The following is an 18,020-nucleotide window of genomic DNA, read 5'->3' on the forward strand; positions in this document are numbered from 1 at the left end:
AATAGAAATCAGAATCTTATAACTATTTTGGCATAAATCACTAGAATATGCAAAGAAATATATGACATTGCGTGTTACAATAAGGTGAAACTTTTGAAACATAGAAAGGATCGTTATTTGTGAAACAAGTGAAGTTTATACATGCGGCTGATTTGCATTTGGATAGTCCGTTTAAAGGGATGGAGATGAATGTACCGCAGTCTGTTTGGGAGAGAATGAAACAAAGTACGTTTGAATCATTCGAACGTATTGTTGATAAAGCGATTCAAGAGCGCGTTGATTTCGTATTGCTAGCCGGGGATTTGTATGATGCGGAGACGAGAAGTTTGAGGGCTCAAGTGTTTGTGCGCGAGCAAATGAAGAGACTTTCGCAGTACGATATCCCTGTTTTTATTATTCACGGTAACCACGATCATTTAGGGGGAAGCTGGGCAGCAATTGAGTTTCCGGAAAATGTTCACGTGTTTACGGAGCCTTACGTAGAAGAGAAATCATTTTATAAAAATGGTGAGTTGTTAGCTTCTATTTACGGGTTTAGTTATTTGCAGCAAGCGGTAACGGATAATATGACAGCGCAGTATACGAAAATGAGTGATGCGCTTTTTCATATTGGCATGCTTCACGGAAGTGTGGAAGGGGATGCAGAGCATAATCGCTATGCACCGTTTCAAATTCGTGAGCTGAAAGAAAAGCAGTTTGATTATTGGGCTCTTGGCCATATACATAAACGTGAAATTTTATTAGAAGAGCCATACATCGTTTATCCAGGGAACATACAAGGTCGTCATCGTAAGGAAACAGGCGAGAAGGGTGCGTACCTGATTGAACTTACGAAACAAGGAACGCAATGTTCATTTTTCCATACGGCTGATGTTGTGTGGGATGAGATAGAAGTGAATATTGATGGACTTGAAACTGTTGATGAACTTATGACGGCGGCATCAACTGTGATGAATGAGTGCCGAAGAGAAGAGGAAGGTACGCTACTAACTGTCGTATTCACGGGGCAGGGCCCGCTTTCACCTTATTTACGTGATGAAAAACGTGTAGAAGAGATTTTTCATATATTAGCATCTGGCGAAGAACGAAAAGATTTCGTACATGCGATGAAGTGGAAAAATGAGACGGTTTCTTTTGCAGAAATCGAGCGTTTGAAAGAAGAAAATCATTTCGTCGGTAGTGTGCTAAAGGAGTTAGAAGCTTTCACAAATATGGACGGAGTATTGCGCACCATTTGGACATCTCCTGTAGCGCGTAATAGTATTGAATCTTTTACAGAGGAAGAGAAGAGAGAGATTCAAAAGGAAGCAGAAAATATTATTTTAGAACAATTATTCCAGCAAGAGAGGAATAAGAAATGAGAATGGAAAAACTCCATATTTATGGGTACGGAAAATTAGAAAATGTGGAAATGGATCTGTCAATGCTGACGGTGTTGTACGGTGAAAATGAAGCGGGGAAATCGACAATTCGCTCATTTATGAAAAGTATTTTATTCGGTTTTCCGACGAGAGGACAACGCCGTTATGAGCCGAAAGAAGGCGGCAAGTATGGCGGTGCGATCACTGTACAAACAGAGAAGTACGGCCGTTTGAAAATTGAACGATTACCAAAGACAGCCAATGGCGAGGTAACCGTTTATTTTGAAGACGGGAAAACGGGCGGCGAAGAAATTTTACACGATATATTAACCGGGATGAATGAAAGTTTATTTGAATCGGTCTTTTCTTTTGATATGCATGGTCTTCAAAACATTCATCAGCTAGGCGAAGCGGATATCGGCAATTATTTGTTTTCGGCAAGTGCAGTCGGAAGCGATGCATTATTGCAGCTAGATAAAAAGCTAGAGAAAGAAATGGATCAGCGCTTTAAGCCGAGTGGTCGTAAGCCAGAAATTAATGTGTCACTGCAAGAGATGAAGAAACTTGAAGAGAAGATGAAAGAGTGGCAAGGGAAAATTGGCACGTATGAAAAACAGGTGGAGCAGTTAAAAGAAAGTGAAGAGAAACTTGCTTCTGTTCGCGTGGAAAAAGAGAATGCAGAAAAACGAAAGCAAGATTATGAAATATTAGCAGCGCTAGAGCCTCTCGTTATTGAAAAGCGTGCGTATGAGAAAGTGTTAGAAAACGAGAGCGGGCAATTTCCGGTAAACGGAATGGCGCGTTATGAAGCGATTAAGGCGAAGATGGAGCCGCTTCAATTACAAGTGGACTCGCTGCATAAAAAAATAGAGAATGTGCAGTCAGAAATAGAATCGATTCAAATAGATGAAGAATTTTTACAAAAAGAAAGTTATGTAGAAGAACTTCGTATGCAGCATATGTCTTACGAAAATGCACGCCAAGAAATGCGTGATGTGACAGGGACGATTACGAATATAAAAGAAGAGCTTGCGGAACTCGAGCAACAAATTGGTGCTACTTTTGAAAAAGAAACAGTCCTGTCGTTTGATATGAGTTTGGCAACGAAAGAGTTAATTACGCAGGCAGTACAAAAGGCGCGCGAATTAGAAACGCAAAAAGCACAGCTTGATGATCGTTTTAAAGTAGCGCAGGAGCAATTAGAAGAACAAGAAGAAAATATAAGACAGATTAAGCAACAAATGTTAGCGGATGAAGAACGAAACACGTTAGTTGAGAAAGAAAAATCGTTCCAAGATGCGGCGTTTATCGGTATAGGCGCTGAGAGAATGAAGCGCAAATATGAGGAAAAAGCAGGAGCGGCTATGCAAAAGAAAAAGCAGTGGCAAAGAGTTTGTCTTCTGTTACTCCTTATTAACACAGGCGTTTTATTCACAAGCTTATTTATAGATAACCGAGCGCTTTTATTTATTAGTGTCATTGTTTTTGTAGGGATTGTTCTTGTTCTTGTTTTATATAAAGATCCGTCAAGTGGGTTACAAGAAGAGCTCCTTACTCTTCAGCAAAGTGCTGGCGGGAGACAAAGTGAAGAAGCGATGTCTGTTCGTTATGAGTTAGAAAAAGACGAAGAGGTTCGTAAATTATTTGAGCGTGAGTCATATAAATTGCAGCAAATGGAGCGAGCGTATGATAAAGTCGTTTCATCGTATGAGGAATGGGAGAGAGAAACGTTCCGCACGAGCGAACAAGTCAATGTGTATAAAAAGCGTTATACGTTCCCTGAATTTTATACGTATGCGCACATATTGCCGGCGTTTGAGCGTATGGAAAAAATGCAGCAATTATATCGTGAATTAGAGAAGCAAGGCACACGAAAATCTTCATTATATGAAATGATTTCGCAATTTGAACATAAACTAGAAACTGTTATCGGTAGTGCGGAGTATAGTAAGCTGCACGAGGCGCAAAGCCGTATGCAAAATGAGAAAGAAAAACGCCAAACTTGTAAGCAGCTAAAAGAGAAACTAGCTGAATGGCAAGAAGAATATGTGTTCATGCAAGAGCAATTGAAACAACTGTTAGTAGAACGAGATAGTTTATGGCATATCGCAGAAGCTACAAATGAAGAGATGTTTTTAGAGGCAGGTAAACTAGCGGAAAAACGTGAAGATGCAGAGAAACAAGTGGGGCGTTTATTACCACAAATTGATCTGTTAGAACAACGTTTAACGAGTTTATCATTAGCTGAACATTACGAAGCTGATGGTTATGATGAAAAATTAAAGCAAGAAATGACAGTCATGCAAAACTGTCTTACAAAGGAAAAAGAACTGACGGAGCGCATTGCGAAACATCGTATGGAAATTGCGAATTTAGAAGAAGGTAGTACGTACGGCGATTTACTGCACGAATGGGAAATGAAAAAAGCGCAAGTGCGTGAACAAGTGAAGAAGTGGGCTGCGTATGCGACTGCAAAGACAGTGTTAACGAAAACGAAGCAATATTATCATGAAGTACATCTTCCTCGTATTTTACAAAAATCAGAAGAGTATTTCGTCTATTTAACAGGCGGACGATATAGTAAAATCTTTTCACCGTCAGAGGCGGAGCCGTTTATTGTAGAGCGTAACGATGGTATGCGTTTTTATAGTCATGAACTAAGCCAAGCGACAGCTGAGCAGTTGTATTTATCGCTGAGATTTGCGTTAGCAAAAATATTTGAGCATGATTATCCATTTATTATTGATGATAGTTTCGTGCATTTTGATGCGGTAAGGACGAATCGTACGATTGAACTTATAAAGGAAATTGCAAAAGATAGACAAGTGATCTTCTTTACATGCCATGCGCATTTACTAACGTATTTTACAGAAAAACAGATTATAAAATTAACGCATAAGCGTAAAGAAAATGAGTTGTAGTGTGCTATACTAAAAGTAACTGATTTGGTGGAGGAATTCGAATGAAAAAGAAAATTGCAGAGTATGAAGTTGGTGAACAAGTCGATATTTTCTTGTTAATTAAAACAGCGACAAAAGGTATCGCAAGCAATGGAAAGCCATTTTTAACAGTAATCTTACAAGATCCAAGTGGAGATATTGAAGCGAAATTGTGGGACGTATCACCAGAAGTTGAGAAACAATATGTAGCGGAAACAATCGTGAAAGTAGCTGGAGATATTTTAAACTACAAAGGCCGTATTCAATTACGTGTGAAACAAATTCGTGTTGCGAATGAAAATGAAGTTACGGATATCTCAGACTTCGTAGAAAAAGCACCAGTGAAAAAAGAAGATATGGTTGAGAAAATTACGCAATACATATTTGAAATGAGAAACCCGAACATTCAACGTCTAACAAGACATTTATTAAATAAGCATCAAAACGAATTTTTAGACTATCCAGCAGCGACGAAGAACCATCACGAGTTCGTATCTGGACTAGCTTATCACGTCGTATCGATGCTTGATTTAGCGAAAGCTATCTCAAATCTATATCCATCATTAGATAAAGACTTACTATATGCAGGCGTTATTTTACACGACCTTGGTAAAGTAATCGAATTATCTGGCCCAATTTCTACAACGTATACGTTAGAAGGAAATTTACTAGGCCACATTTCAATTATGGTGAACGAAATTGGGAAAGCAGCAGATGAGCTGCAAATCGATGCAGAAGAAGTATTAATTCTTCAACATATCGTTCTTTCTCACCACGGAAAAGCAGAATGGGGTAGCCCAAAACCACCATTGGTAAAAGAAGCAGAAATTCTGCATTACATCGATAACTTAGATGCAAAAATGAACATGATGGACCGCGCATTAGGACGCACAAAACCAGGTGAATACACTGAGCGTGTCTTTGCTCTTGATAATCGTTCGTTCTATAAGCCGTCGTTCCATAATTAATAGTGTGAATAAAGTGGCCTCATTAAGTGTTAATACGCTTAGTGAGGCTGTTTTTTTATTGGAAATTAAATGGAATAGTTAAGAAGTACGCATGGGTGTAACGAAGAACTAATAAAACATATTTTGCCACTAGAATGGGAGCGTATCAACTTTTTAGATGTGTGTCGATTGAATATGACAGATATTAAAGTTAGAATCTCTTCAGCCTTTACAATAGGTCTAAAAATAAGATCCAAATTTTATGTTGAAATTTGTTTAAAGTATATTTTCATTACAATGTGGGTGAGCCCCCATCTCTATCAAGTTAAGTCTATATAAGTTACATTTCACGTGAAATTTTTTTGTTCTTTCTTTTTAATATGCACCTAATTGATTTAAGTTTCTAATTATACAAATAACTTTGACTATAATGGTGACTTCTTGTAAAATTATATACATATAAAGGGATTTTTTGGATTATTTGAGAAGGATCTAGTATTCTTTTTTAAAATGACAATAGGATCTGAAGAGGGAGAGACAAGGATACCATGAAATATTTGAAGAAAAAATCGGGAAAAATTTTATTAGCAACGGGATTGGCATTTTCTATGGCAGCTTGTGGTGTAACTGATAACAAAGAAAAAACAAATGCTGAATCTAGTAAACAACAAAACAATAATAATGATTCAAGCAATAATAATAACAGCAATGCAAATAACTCTAATGGCAATAATAACAATAACAGCAATGCAAATAACTCTAATGGCAATAATAACAATAACAGCAATGCAAATAACTCTAATGGCAATAATAATAACAGCAATGCAAATAACTCTAATGGCAGTAATAACAATAACAGCAATGCAAATAACTCTAATGGCAATAATAACAATAACAGCAATGCAAACAATTCTAATGGTAATAATAACACTAATACAAATAATGAATGGGGCACTAATAATAGTAATAACTCGAATAATAATTCAAACAATAATGAACAAAAACCTAATCAAAATCAAGAGCAATCGGCTACAAGTGTAACTTTAGAACAACATGGGATTATTGTTACAGTTCATAAAGTTGAACAAGCTGATAATATAGTTCGTGTGAAGTACACAATTAATAACACTACAAACCAAACTATTTTTTCTGGTGCACCTGGGGCTAAAATAGAACAAAACGGAAAAAGTACAATACCATCAGATTTCAAAGGGAATTGGGATCAAAGAGGATATATTGCTCCTCATACAAGTGTAGATGGAACAAACCTTTATTCATTGAGCGATATAACAAATGAATTTGACTTTAAAATTAGACCTGATTTTGAGGATATGAAGAATAATCCACCTATTGAGTATTTTATTTTAAGGGTAAAAATGCATTAATGAGAAATAAAAGAAGATCGAACTAGATATTCTTTCTAGATTGATCTTCTTATTTTATATTCCCCCTTCATTGCACCACTTTTGCAGTATCCCCTTGCTCAAATCATCATAAATGTGATACATACTTACTTCCTATTTAGGGGAACTGAAGCACGTTTTCCAATCCTTCAAGCAACTCTTCAGTTTCGTTCGGATGAACAAATAGAGTGGGAAACAGATTGGAAGATGCAGTGTTCGCATCACTCTTATCAAATTCCGCTCCAATTAGAAGGAAGAAATATGATAACAATTATGTTAGAGGGACGTTACAGCTGATGCGGAAATGGATACATGAAAACGTAAGGAAAAGTTTATAAAAAAGACTTAGCGTTGTAAATCCACATTCTTATGACGCTATCCCATATAGAAATTCATCGTTTTCCAGTTCAAAATGTTATGCAATAAAAAAATATCTCGAATTTGAGATAAATCTCTTGCTTTTTAATCACTTGAGGTGTAAAGTGATAGTAACGAAAGCGATTGAGGCATATGAAAAGCATACACTCAGTTGCTTTTGATTTACAAAACAAAGTAACTTATTCAGTAAAAGCTAAGATGAATGTACAAAAATATAATGAGAATAAATTAAAAAGCTAAGAAGCATATTATTTTTTAGATATCACTTGACTAGTAAAATGAAACGGAGGAATTACGAATGTATAAAATTAAAGGGCATCATCACATTTCAATGGTTACGAAAAATGCAAATGAAAATAATCACTTTTATAAAAATGTGCTTGGTTTACGTCGCGTGAAAATGACAGTAAACCAAGATGATCCATCAATGTATCATTTATTTTATGGAGATAAAACAGGAAGTCCAGGTACGGAATTATCTTTTTTTGAAATTCCTTTAGTAGGAAAAACGTACCGCGGTACGAATGCGATTACTCGAATTGGATTACTCGTTCCTTCCGAGGAAAGCTTACATTACTGGAAAGCGCGATTTGAGGAATTTGATGTGAAACATAGTGAAATAACAACATATGCAAATCGTCCTGCTTTACAATTTGAGGATGCTGAAGGACTTCGCTTAGTACTACTCGTTTCAAACGGAGAAAAAGTGGAGCACTGGGAAACTTGGGAGAAATCAGAAGTTCCTGCAAAGCATCAAATTCAAGGAATGGGTTCTGTGGAAATGACAGTTCGTAGACTTGATAAAATGGCGAGTACACTTACAGAGATGTTTGGTTATACAGAGGTTAGCCGCAGCGAAGAGGAAGCAATTTTTCAGTCCATTAAAGGCGAGGCTTTTGGAGAAATCGTTGTGAAATATTTAGATGGTCCTACTGAAAAACCGGGCCGCGGTAGCATCCACCATTTAGCAATTCGTGTGAAAAATGATGCAGAGCTTGCTTATTGGGAAGAACAGGTGATACAAAGAGGCTTCCAGTCTTCAGGAATCATCGACCGTTTCTATTTTAAAAGCTTATATTTCCGCGAATCAAACGGAATCTTATTTGAAATTGCGACAGATGGACCAGGATTTACAGTTGATGGCGATGTAGAACATTTAGGAGAAAAACTTGATTTACCACCGTTCCTAGAAGATCAGCGTGCAGAAATTGAAGCGAATTTAGCACCTATAGAAGAGAAAATATAAATTTTAAAACCATTGGAGGAATATAAAATGAACCAATTAAAAGGAATTCACCACGTTACAGCAATTACAAGTAGTGCAGAAAAAAACTATGAGTTTTTCACTCATATTTTAGGAATGCGTTTAGTTAAAAAAACAGTAAACCAAGATGACATTCAAACGTATCATTTATTCTTTGCAGATGATAAAGGTAGTGCAGGAACAGATATGACATTCTTTGACTTCCCAGGTATTCCAAAAGGAGTGCATGGTACGAATGAAATTTCAAAAACTTCATTCCGTGTTCCAACTGATGCAGCGTTAGCATATTGGGTGAAACGTTTTGACCGCCTGGAAGTCGAACATACAGGAATTAAAGAGCAATTTGGTAAGAAAACTCTTTCTTTCGTTGATTTCGATGATCAACACTATCAATTAATTTCAGATGAACTTGATAAAGGGATCGAATCAGGTACACCGTGGCAAAACGGACCAGTTCCATTAGAATATGCAATTACTGGTTTAGGACCTGTATTCATCCGCATTGCAAACTTTAGTTTCTTCAAAGAAGTGTTAGAAAAAGTTCTATTATTTAAAGAGGTTGCGCAAGAAGGAGAATTCTATTTATTTGAAGTGAACAAAGGCGGAAACGGTGCATCTGTCATTGTAGAACATAATACGGTTCTTCCAGAAGCACGACAAGGTTTTGGTACAGTTCACCATGCTGCATTCCGCGTAGAAGATCGCGCTGTATTAGAAGAATGGATTGAGAGAATCAGTAGCGTTGGGCTTCCTTCATCTGGCTATGTAGATCGTCACTTCTTCGAGTCATTATACGCGAGAGTTGCACCACAAATCTTATTTGAATTTGCAACAGACGGCCCAGGATTTATGGGAGATGAACCATACGAAACACTTGGCGAAAAATTATCTTTACCTCCGTTCCTAGAGCCAAAACGTGAAGAAATCGAAAAATTAGTTCGTCCAATTGATACAGTGAGAAGTACGAAGGAATTTATTAAAGAGTAAAAATAGAGATAGTAAGTAGGAGAGCAAGTAGTTTTAGCGGAGTGCTGGAACTGCTTGCTTTTTTATTTATTCTAGTGAGTTTTCTGACAATTGTTTCTCAAGTTATTAAAAAGGAAAACTTTGGTATAATTAATTAAAATATTTAATTTTCTGATAATTGTTTTTCAATGCATAGAAAAGGAGTGGTAATATACAATTTTGATAATTGTATAAAAATACTAATTTTGGATAAAAGGGGATGCGGAGTGTATGGGAGCAGATGTAGTAACGCGGGAGCAAATGAAACATTCTTTAGATGATTGGTATCGTGTAATGTTGCAGCAAAATATAGAGAAAGCAACGGAGATGAAGGAAGAGATAGATAGTAAGATTAGTGGTTTGGACGTGGATCAAGATGTATTGCTTTATCATGCGTTATTGAATTTTAGGTATCAAGTTTTGAGTGATTGGGTTTCCGTTAAAGAAGGTAACTTTAATCAAGTAGAATCTTTTGAAGTTCCGCAAGAAGGTTTGCTAGCTTATTATTATCATTTGTTTAAAGCACTTTATTTTAGAATGGTTGAAAATTATGAGGAAGCTAGTAAAGAATTTGAACAGGCAGAAAAATTATTAGAATACATTCAAAATCCTTGTGAAAAAGCAGAATTTAATTATCGTTTAGGTGAATTTTACTATCATACATACCAGGAAGTGAAAGCTATTCACCATATTCAAAAAGCGAAAGAAGAATTTGTAAATCATCCTGGGTACCAAATTAATGTTGCACTATGTGAGAATATATATGGTTTATGTTGCGTGGAATTAAAGCAATTTGAATTAGCTGAAGAAAGTTTTAATATTGCTTTAGATGTATTCCAAAGATTAAATCATAAAAAGTACGTTCTGATGATTAGAAACAATTTAGCCTGGTTATATGGTACTCAAAATCTATCTGATTTGGCCATTCGTCATGCTGCTGAAGTTGCTGAGAAATTACCTAAACATTATAAAGCGATTTTTACAGTGGCTGAAGAGTATTGTAAATTGGGTAAAATTGAGTTAGCGCAAAAATATATTGCGATGGGAATTGAAATATGTAATGAATTAAAAAATAAAGAATTTCAATATCGTTTTATGATATTGGAAGAATTGAACAAGGGCTCTAATGCAAATGAAATGGAGAAAATTGTATTAGAAAGCATTGCGTATTTTGAAAGTAAAAATTTGTTAGAATGTATAAAAGAATACAGTGAAAAATTAGCAATGCAATTTTATGAAGAAGGTAATCATATCAAAGCAAGTAAATATTTTTATATAAATAATAAAGCGAATAAAAAATATTTAGAAAAGGGAGCTTTGAAATAATGGGAAAACTTAGTAAATTAATAACGGGATTAGCACTTTTGGGGACTTTAGCGATAGGATTAAACAGCTCTACTGAATCTAATCAATACGCTAGTCGAGGAGACACAGGCGGAGCACCAGCAAGACCAGACTATGTTAGCTTTAATAAAGGAGATACTGGTGGAGCACCAGTAAAACCAGACTATGCTAGTTTTAATAGAGGAGACACGGGTGGAGCGCCAGCCAACTTCAATAAAGGAGATGGCGGAGCACCAGCAGATAATAGAGGAGACGGCGGCGGAGTAAGCCAACTATAATAACAAAGAAAGGGACTTCAACATGAAGTCCCTTTTTCTATTTTTAGGCCATGCAGAGAAAAGAATTGACTTACTTTAAATGTGTAACTATAATAGTTACAAAATAACTATCACTAATAGCAGTGAGTAATATTTTTTTAGTATAATTGTAACTACATCAGTTACAATTAAAAAAGAGAACATAAAACAACCAAAAAATGTAAAAACTTTAAATAGCAACAAGAGAAAGGAGACGGGAATGTTGAAACGGTTTAAGTTTTATATGATTAGCGGTATTGTGCTCGTTTTGCTTATCGTATGTAACTTTGTTGATAAGCCAATTGCGAAGGTTGGAGAAGTAAAAGATACTGTTATGATGAAGCTAAATACGAAAGAGAGTATGGCACAAATTGACGGGCAGACGATTTATTTTAAGAAAATTGGTGAGGGGAAGCCTCCTTTACTTATGCTGCACGGGTTTGGGGGTTCTTCAGATGGATTTAGTGATATTTATCCGGAACTTGCGAGAGACCATACAATTATTGCAGTTGATATTTTAGGGTTTGGACGTTCTTCTAAGCCGATTGATTTTCAGTATTCATTTCCTGCGCAAGTGAATTTATATTATAAGTTAATGAAGAAGCTCGGATACGATCAGTTTGCGGTGCTCGGTCATTCGATGGGCGGAGAGATGTCCCTCAATTTAGCATATTTATATCCTGACGCAGTGACGCATCTCATTTTAGCGGATTCTACAGGGATAGAGTCTTTCCAGCAAAAAGAAAGTTATGAAGTGCCGCCATTATCGACAGACTTACAAACTGTAACAGAGATTACGGATTATAATAAAAATGAAGTGAAAAATAGTCGTGACGATAAAGAGCACTATGATCAGCTGACGAAAATGAGAGAGCGCCGCATTGCGATGGAAGCCGATAAAATTAAGGTGCCGACTCTAATTATATGGGGCAGAAATGATAAGAGCGTTTCTTGGAAAAATGGTGAACTGTATCATGGGCTATTTGCGAATAGTACGTTCCATATTATTGAAAAAGGATACCACGCACCGTTTCGTCAGGAACCAATCGAGTTTATGGAATATGTACAAGCGTTCTTCGCGAAGCATCCACAATAAAAATTTTAAGCATAAATCCACTTCTTTCCTCATACAGTGAAACTAATAAGGCTTGTCTAAGGAAAGGAATGAAGTTGAGTGGAAAGTTTACCATGGTGGGTGTATCTTGTAATCGTTGGGATCGTATTAAGTGGCTACATGGTTTTATATACTTCAAAAAAAGAGCAAGAGATGGATAATGAGTTTATCGAAAAAGAAGGCGAAGTGTATATGAAGCGTTTAGCAGAAGAACGCGAGAAACGTAATCAGGATAGTGATAAAGATTCGGTTTTATTATAATAACAGGAGAGTGGATAACATGTCGTTATCCAATTTTTCATTTTCTGAAATATATCAACGATTTTTTCAATATATCGACGATTCGACAAAGGATATCGACTTACCGACACAAAACGACAATATTAAGAAGCACGGTTATTGTTCGGGAAATTATTATTGGAACATAGCATATAGAATGTGCATACTAAATAGCACCATTATAAGCTGTAACGCACAAGTTGCACGGCCAACGCAACGACAACTCGCTTTACTCATCATCATGTATTTGCTCTTACTAGACGTAGATAGGTGAGAAACATAGTATGATTTTTAGTGAACGTTTAAAAGAAGAACGAGAAAAATGAAAGAAATCCCCTACACTAGCTGTTCTTTTCACTCAAATTGTGTACTATAAAGGATAGGATGACATAAAGAAGGGGAAATTTAGAATGGAATTTCATGAACAAAAGATTTTGCCGGCAGTGAGGCAAATTAAAGATTTGGAAAAGCTATTACATAGTTCGTATGAGTATATCGTTATTTTAGATATTCATGTCGGTCAATTGAAGAGTGTTATATCACTTGCGAAGCAATATTGTAAAAAGGTGTTTTTACATGTGGATTTAATTCATGGTTTGCAGAGTGATGGGCATGCGACGGAGTATTTATGTCAGGAGTTTAGACCGTACGGGTTACTTTCAACGAAGGCGAGCGTGATTATGAAGGCGAAGCAAAAAGGTGTTGTGGCAATACAACGCATCTTTTTAATCGATTCGAGTGCGATGGAGAAGAGCTGCAATCTTTTAGATAAGACGAAACCGGATTATATTGAGGTACTTCCTGGAGCATTAACGGACGTTATCGCTGAAGTGAAAGAGCGTACTGGTGTACCGATTTTAGCAGGTGGTTTCATTCGTACTGTTGATGATGTAGAGAGAGCTTTAAATGCTGGTGCGACAGCAATTACGACATCAAAACGCGAACTATGGAAACATTACCAAAAAAAGTGACGAAAATGTGAAATAATTCTGTTGACACCGCTTTCATTAACGGTTAACATTATAGACAAGTTAATAAACGTGACGGAGAAAAGAAGAGATCCACATTTCATTGTTTCTATATAAATTTATATAGAAGCGTGCAAAGCTGTGGGTCTTTTTCTTTTGACAAAAACGAATGGCCATTCATTTTACCTCTATCACATTTGAAAGCGTTTAAATTGATTGTGGAGGGATACTATGTCAGCATTTTTAGGAGAGTTAATAGGGACTGCGTTGTTAATCGTACTTGGTGGCGGCGTTTGTGCTGGTGTAAGTTTAAAGAAGTCGTTTGCGAAAGATTCTGGTTGGATTGTTATTACAATGGGCTGGGGCTTAGCAGTAGCGGTTGCAGCATATGCGGTTGGATCAATTAGTGGGGCACATTTGAATCCAGCTTTAACGATAGGATTAGCATTTAAGGGAGCGTTCCCATGGAGTGACGTACCTGGTTATATCGCAGCACAAATGATTGGGGCAATTATCGGGGCAGTTATCGTATATTTACATTACTTACCACATTGGAAAGAAACAGAAGATCCAGGAACAAAGTTAGGCGTATTTGCAACAGGTCCAGCAATTCCGAACACATTTGCAAACCTTTTAAGTGAAATGATTGGAACATTCGTTTTAGTATTTGGTATATTAGCAATTGGTGCAAATAAATTTGCAGATGGATTAAATCCATTTATCGTAGGTTTCTTAATTGTAAGTATTGGTTTATCATTAGGTGGAACGACAGGATACGCAATCAACCCAGCACGTGATTTAGGGCCGCGTATCGCGCACTTCTTCCTTCCGATTGCAGGAAAAGGCGGTTCAAACTGGAAGTATGCATGGATTCCAGTAGTAGGTCCAATTTTAGGTGGATCACTTGCAGGATTATTCCATCAAGTTGTATTTGAAGGAAAACAAAACGCAGCACTTATTTATGTAATTATTGCAACTGTGATTGTACTAGCAATCTCTTATATGACAAGTAAAAAAAGTGGAAGCAATACAAATAGTAGAAAAGTAGCATAAGGGGGAAACCGATATGAAAAAATATATTCTTTCATTAGACCAAGGAACAACTAGCTCACGTGCAATTCTGTTCAATAAAAAGGGTGAAATTGTTCATTCAGCTCAAAAAGAATTTACACAACATTTTCCAAAGCCAGGCTGGGTAGAGCATAACGCGCAAGAAATTTGGGGATCTATTTTAGCGGTTATCGCAACTTGCTTAAGCGAAGCAGATGTAAAACCAGAACAAATCGCTGGTATCGGTATTACGAACCAACGTGAAACAGCGGTTGTATGGGATAAAACAACAGGCAAACCAATTTATAACGCAATCGTATGGCAATCTCGCCAAACAGCTGAAATTTGTGATGAGTTAAAAGAAAAAGGTTATGGCGAAATGGTTCGCGAAAAAACAGGTCTTTTAATTGACGCATACTTCTCTGGTACGAAAGTAAAATGGATTTTAGATAACGTTGAAGGTGCAAGAGAGAAAGCAGAAAACGGCGATCTATTATTCGGAACAATTGATACGTGGCTTGTATGGAAACTATCTGGTGGTAAAGCGCACGTAACGGATTACTCAAACGCATCACGTACATTAATGTTTAACATTCACGACTTACAGTGGGATGATGAGCTTCTAGACATGTTAACAGTACCAAAGAGCATGCTTCCAGAAGTACGTCCATCATCTGAAGTGTATGGAGAAACAATTGACTATCACTTCTTCGGGCAAAATGTACCGATTGCAGGTGTAGCTGGTGACCAACAAGCAGCATTATTTGGACAAGCTTGTTTCGGTGAAGGTATGGCGAAAAATACTTACGGAACTGGTTGCTTCATGTTAATGAACACTGGTGAAAAAGCAGTAGCTTCTGAGCATGGTCTATTAACAACAATTGCATGGGGAATAGATGGTAAAGTAAACTACGCATTAGAAGGAAGTATTTTCGTAGCAGGTTCTGCAATTCAATGGTTACGTGACGGAATGCGCATGTTTAAAGATGCAAGTGAGAGTGAAGTGTATGCTTCTCGCGTTGAATCAACTGACGGTGTATACGTTGTACCAGCATTCGTAGGATTAGGTACACCTTACTGGGATAGTGAAGTACGCGGTGCTATGTTTGGTGTAACACGCGGTACGACGAAAGAGCATTTCATTCGTGCAACACTAGAATCTTTAGCTTACCAAACGAAAGACGTATTATGCGCAATGGAAGCAGATTCAGGTATTGAACTGAAAACATTACGCGTTGATGGCGGAGCAGTTAAAAATAACTTCTTAATGAAGTTCCAAAGTGATATTTTAGATGTTCCTGTAGAGCGTCCGGTGATCAATGAAACAACAGCTTTAGGTGCAGCGTACTTAGCTGGTCTTGCGGTTGGATATTGGAAAAACCAAGATGAAATTAAAGAACAGTGGCATATGGACAAACGCTTTGAACCAACAATGGAAGCGGAAACAAGCAAAGAGCTATATGCTGGATGGAAAAAAGCAATTGAAGCAACAAAAGCTTTCAAATAATCATAAACAGTGTTATAATGGTGACAAGTTAATAATTCGGTAGGAGATTTGGAGAGACCACAACACGCTATAGAGGCGAAATCTATAGCGGAGTTTGTGGTCTCTTTTTTCGTTATCAAAGGGAGGAATTACCATGAAATTTTCAAGTAAACAACGTAAAGACGTATTAAACGGAGTAAATAAACAAGAATTAGATGTGATCGTAATTGGTGGAGGTATTACTGGTTCTGGTATTGCATTAGATGGAGCAACACGCGGGTTATCAACAATTGTGTTTGAAATGCAGGACTTTGCAGCAGGTACATCAAGTCGTTCAACGAAGCTTGTACACGGTGGTCTACGTTATTTAAAACAACTTGAAGTGAAAATGGTAGCAGAGGTGGGGAAAGAGCGTGCGATCGTATATGAGAACGGTCCCCATGTAACAACACCAGAGTGGATGTTACTTCCGTTCCATACAGGCGGTACGTTCGGATCATTCAGTACATCAATTGGTCTTCGTGTATACGACTTCTTAGCAGGTGTAAAACGAAGCGAGCGCAGAAAAATGTTTAACCGTGAAGAAACGCTGAAGAAAGAGCCTCTTGTAAAACAAGAAGGATTAAAAGGCGGCGGTTACTACGTAGAATATCGTACAGACGATGCGCGTCTTACAATTGAAGTAATGAAAGAAGCAATTGAGCACGGTGCAAAAGCTGTTAACTATGCAAAAGTAGATAGTTTCTTATATAAAGATGGAAAAGTATGTGGTGTACGTGTAATCGATTTACTAGATGGTGAAGTATACGAAGTTTACGGTAAGAAAATTGTAAACGCAGCTGGTCCTTGGGTAGATACACTTCGTGAAAAAGATAACTCGAAAAAAGGAAAAGTACTTCAGTTATCAAAAGGTGTTCACTTAGTAATTGACCAAAAACGTTTCCCATTAGGGCAAGCAATTTATTTCGATACACCAGATAAACGTATGGTATTCGCGATTCCGCGCGGCGGGAAAACTTATGTAGGTACAACAGATACGTTCTATGATAAAGACGCAGCTGTACCACAAATGACAACAGAAGATCGCACATACATCATTAATGCGATTAACTACATGTTCCCAAGCGTAAAAATTACGGAAAAAGACATCGAATCAAGCTGGGCTGGTGTTCGTCCGTTAATTTACGAAGAAGGTAAGAGTGCATCTGAAATTTCTCGTAAAGACGAAATTTGGACTTCTGAATCTGGTTTAATTACAATCGCAGGTGGTAAATTAACAGGATACCGCAAAATGGCTGAAATGGTAGTAGACTATGTAACGAACTTACTACAAAAAGAAGGCCATAGTGCATATCCGAAGAGCTCAACGAAACATATGCCAATATCTGGTGGACATGTAGATGGCTCTAAAGGATTACCAGCATTTATCGCGAAAAAAGCAGGCGAAGGTACGAAATACGGTTTAACGACAGCACAGGCAGAAGAATTCGCGAAATTCTATGGCTCTAACGTTGACGTATTGTTCGAATTAGCGAAAAAACATAAAGACGAAGCGAAAGAATACAACATGCCGCTAGACGTTCTAATCCCACTTGTATACGCAATGGATTACGAAATGACAGCAAAACCAGTCGACTTCTTCGTACGCCGCAGAGGCGCTGTATTCTTCAACATCCACTGGGTATACGAGTGGAAAGAAGCAGTAATCAACTACATGGCTACAAAACTAGGCTGGAGTAAAGAAGAGCAAATGAAATACACAGCAGAACTAGAAAAAGCATTAACAGACGCTGTCATTCCTGTAGATCAACAAGAGCATGCAGCTGCGTTAGCGTAAAATAGAGAAACACCTGAAGAGAAACTCTTTAGGTGTTTTTTATCTTGACTAAAAATAAATAAAATGTGTTACAATGATGGTAGAGTATATAGTATGAATTTTGCATAAAATAAAGAAGACAGAAGCCTGAGAAACTTCTGCCTTTGTAACCTAACTTGCTATTGTGGTGGTAGTAGGTGCGGTTATAAGAAAATTACATTAACGTTTTAGCTGAGAACCGCCCTTACCTTTTCCACGAAGTGAACTGGACCCGAAAAGTTAGACATATATTTAAGCAGCTAATAAGGATTGAATTCTGTATTTTACAGGAGGCAATCCTTTTAATTTTGCCTTAATCCTTTTATTATTG

General features: G+C 37.2%; 15 protein-coding genes. 14 read left to right on the forward strand and 1 reads right to left on the reverse strand.

The annotated features are described in order from the left end of the window. Nucleotides 1–119: 119 nt before the first annotated feature. The 14 genes from ACTFRN_RS11960 (at nucleotide 120) to glpD (ending at nucleotide 17,671) form a co-directional block, all read left to right on the forward strand. Entirely contained in the window at nucleotides 120–1,361 is a 1,242-nt protein-coding gene (locus ACTFRN_RS11960) for a metallophosphoesterase family protein (protein ID WP_074567653.1), read from the forward strand. Beyond that, a complete protein-coding gene (locus ACTFRN_RS11965; protein ID WP_074567652.1) occupies nucleotides 1,358–4,282 on the forward strand; it encodes an ATP-binding protein in 2,925 nt (974 codons plus the stop codon). The genes ACTFRN_RS11960 and ACTFRN_RS11965 overlap by 4 nt, the downstream gene beginning before the upstream one ends. A 41-nt stretch (nucleotides 4,283–4,323) precedes the next feature. Beyond that, nucleotides 4,324–5,268 (forward strand): 3'-5' exoribonuclease YhaM, encoded by a 945-nt coding sequence (gene yhaM, locus ACTFRN_RS11970; protein ID WP_000726638.1) that lies wholly within the window; start codon nucleotides 4,324–4,326, stop codon nucleotides 5,266–5,268. A 527-nt stretch (nucleotides 5,269–5,795) separates the two neighbouring features. Then, on the forward strand, nucleotides 5,796–6,632 hold the full coding sequence (locus tag ACTFRN_RS11975) for a hypothetical protein (RefSeq protein ID WP_088106473.1): 837 nt from the start codon (nucleotides 5,796–5,798) through the stop codon (nucleotides 6,630–6,632). Nucleotides 6,633–7,326: 694 nt separating this feature from the next. After that, entirely contained in the window at nucleotides 7,327–8,274 is a 948-nt protein-coding gene (locus ACTFRN_RS11980) for a ring-cleaving dioxygenase (RefSeq protein WP_074567651.1), read from the forward strand. Between the two features lie 27 nt (nucleotides 8,275–8,301). Further along, on the forward strand, nucleotides 8,302–9,279 hold the full coding sequence (locus tag ACTFRN_RS11985) for a ring-cleaving dioxygenase (protein WP_001072534.1): 978 nt from the start codon (nucleotides 8,302–8,304) through the stop codon (nucleotides 9,277–9,279). Nucleotides 9,280–9,528: 249 nt separating this feature from the next. Next, nucleotides 9,529–10,623, forward strand: coding sequence for a tetratricopeptide repeat protein (locus ACTFRN_RS11990; RefSeq protein ID WP_014893243.1), 1,095 nt, complete (start codon nucleotides 9,529–9,531; stop codon nucleotides 10,621–10,623). Continuing rightward, on the forward strand, nucleotides 10,623–10,919 hold the full coding sequence (locus ACTFRN_RS11995) for a hypothetical protein (protein WP_014893242.1): 297 nt from the start codon (nucleotides 10,623–10,625) through the stop codon (nucleotides 10,917–10,919). Before ACTFRN_RS11990 ends, ACTFRN_RS11995 begins: the two co-directional genes overlap by 1 nt. Nucleotides 10,920–11,160: 241 nt before the next feature. Further along, complete coding sequence (locus ACTFRN_RS12000) at nucleotides 11,161–12,033, forward strand: alpha/beta fold hydrolase (RefSeq protein ID WP_124878281.1); 873 nt, start codon at nucleotides 11,161–11,163, stop codon at nucleotides 12,031–12,033. Between the two features lie 78 nt (nucleotides 12,034–12,111). Beyond that, on the forward strand, nucleotides 12,112–12,312 hold the full coding sequence (locus ACTFRN_RS12005; protein ID WP_014893241.1) for a sporulation YhaL family protein: 201 nt from the start codon (nucleotides 12,112–12,114) through the stop codon (nucleotides 12,310–12,312). Between the two features lie 428 nt (nucleotides 12,313–12,740). Next, nucleotides 12,741–13,301 carry a glycerol uptake operon antiterminator GlpP gene (glpP, locus tag ACTFRN_RS12010; RefSeq protein WP_000394284.1) on the forward strand — a complete coding sequence of 187 codons (561 nt, stop codon included), beginning with the start codon at nucleotides 12,741–12,743 and terminating at the stop codon, nucleotides 13,299–13,301. A gap of 228 nt (nucleotides 13,302–13,529) precedes the next feature. Beyond that, nucleotides 13,530–14,351: a glycerol uptake facilitator protein GlpF gene (glpF, locus tag ACTFRN_RS12015; RefSeq protein ID WP_001272193.1), complete on the forward strand. Its 822-nt coding sequence runs from the start codon at nucleotides 13,530–13,532 to the stop codon at nucleotides 14,349–14,351. Between the two features lie 13 nt (nucleotides 14,352–14,364). Beyond that, complete coding sequence (glpK, locus tag ACTFRN_RS12020) at nucleotides 14,365–15,855, forward strand: glycerol kinase GlpK (protein ID WP_000759988.1); 1,491 nt, start codon at nucleotides 14,365–14,367, stop codon at nucleotides 15,853–15,855. Between the two features lie 133 nt (nucleotides 15,856–15,988). After that, nucleotides 15,989–17,671 (forward strand): aerobic glycerol-3-phosphate dehydrogenase, encoded by a 1,683-nt coding sequence (gene glpD / locus ACTFRN_RS12025; protein WP_000672811.1) that lies wholly within the window; start codon nucleotides 15,989–15,991, stop codon nucleotides 17,669–17,671. 270 nt (nucleotides 17,672–17,941) lie between these two features. On the opposite strand, the gene ACTFRN_RS12030 is transcribed toward glpD, so the two are convergent. Then, the coding region (locus ACTFRN_RS12030; RefSeq protein ID WP_333563413.1) for an IS3 family transposase at nucleotides 17,942–18,020 on the reverse strand (79 nt) is incomplete at its 5' end.

The sequence above is a fragment of the Bacillus cereus group sp. MYBK245-2 genome, from assembly GCF_051916145.1.
In the GTDB taxonomy this organism is placed as follows: domain Bacteria; phylum Bacillota; class Bacilli; order Bacillales; family Bacillaceae_G; genus Bacillus_A; species Bacillus_A pacificus.

Coding starts and splice junctions, on each gene's coding strand:
- ACTFRN_RS11965 (WP_074567652.1), top strand. CDS start 1,358: ATGAGAATGGAAAAACTCCATATTTATGGGTACGGAAAATTAGAAAAT.
- yhaM (WP_000726638.1), top strand. CDS start 4,324: ATGAAAAAGAAAATTGCAGAGTATGAAGTTGGTGAACAAGTCGATATT.
- ACTFRN_RS11975 (WP_088106473.1), top strand. CDS start 5,796: ATGAAATATTTGAAGAAAAAATCGGGAAAAATTTTATTAGCAACGGGA.
- ACTFRN_RS11980 (WP_074567651.1), top strand. CDS start 7,327: ATGTATAAAATTAAAGGGCATCATCACATTTCAATGGTTACGAAAAAT.
- ACTFRN_RS11985 (WP_001072534.1), top strand. CDS start 8,302: ATGAACCAATTAAAAGGAATTCACCACGTTACAGCAATTACAAGTAGT.
- ACTFRN_RS11990 (WP_014893243.1), top strand. CDS start 9,529: ATGGGAGCAGATGTAGTAACGCGGGAGCAAATGAAACATTCTTTAGAT.
- ACTFRN_RS11995 (WP_014893242.1), top strand. CDS start 10,623: ATGGGAAAACTTAGTAAATTAATAACGGGATTAGCACTTTTGGGGACT.
- glpP (WP_000394284.1), top strand. CDS start 12,741: ATGGAATTTCATGAACAAAAGATTTTGCCGGCAGTGAGGCAAATTAAA.
- glpF (WP_001272193.1), top strand. CDS start 13,530: ATGTCAGCATTTTTAGGAGAGTTAATAGGGACTGCGTTGTTAATCGTA.
- glpK (WP_000759988.1), top strand. CDS start 14,365: ATGAAAAAATATATTCTTTCATTAGACCAAGGAACAACTAGCTCACGT.
- glpD (WP_000672811.1), top strand. CDS start 15,989: ATGAAATTTTCAAGTAAACAACGTAAAGACGTATTAAACGGAGTAAAT.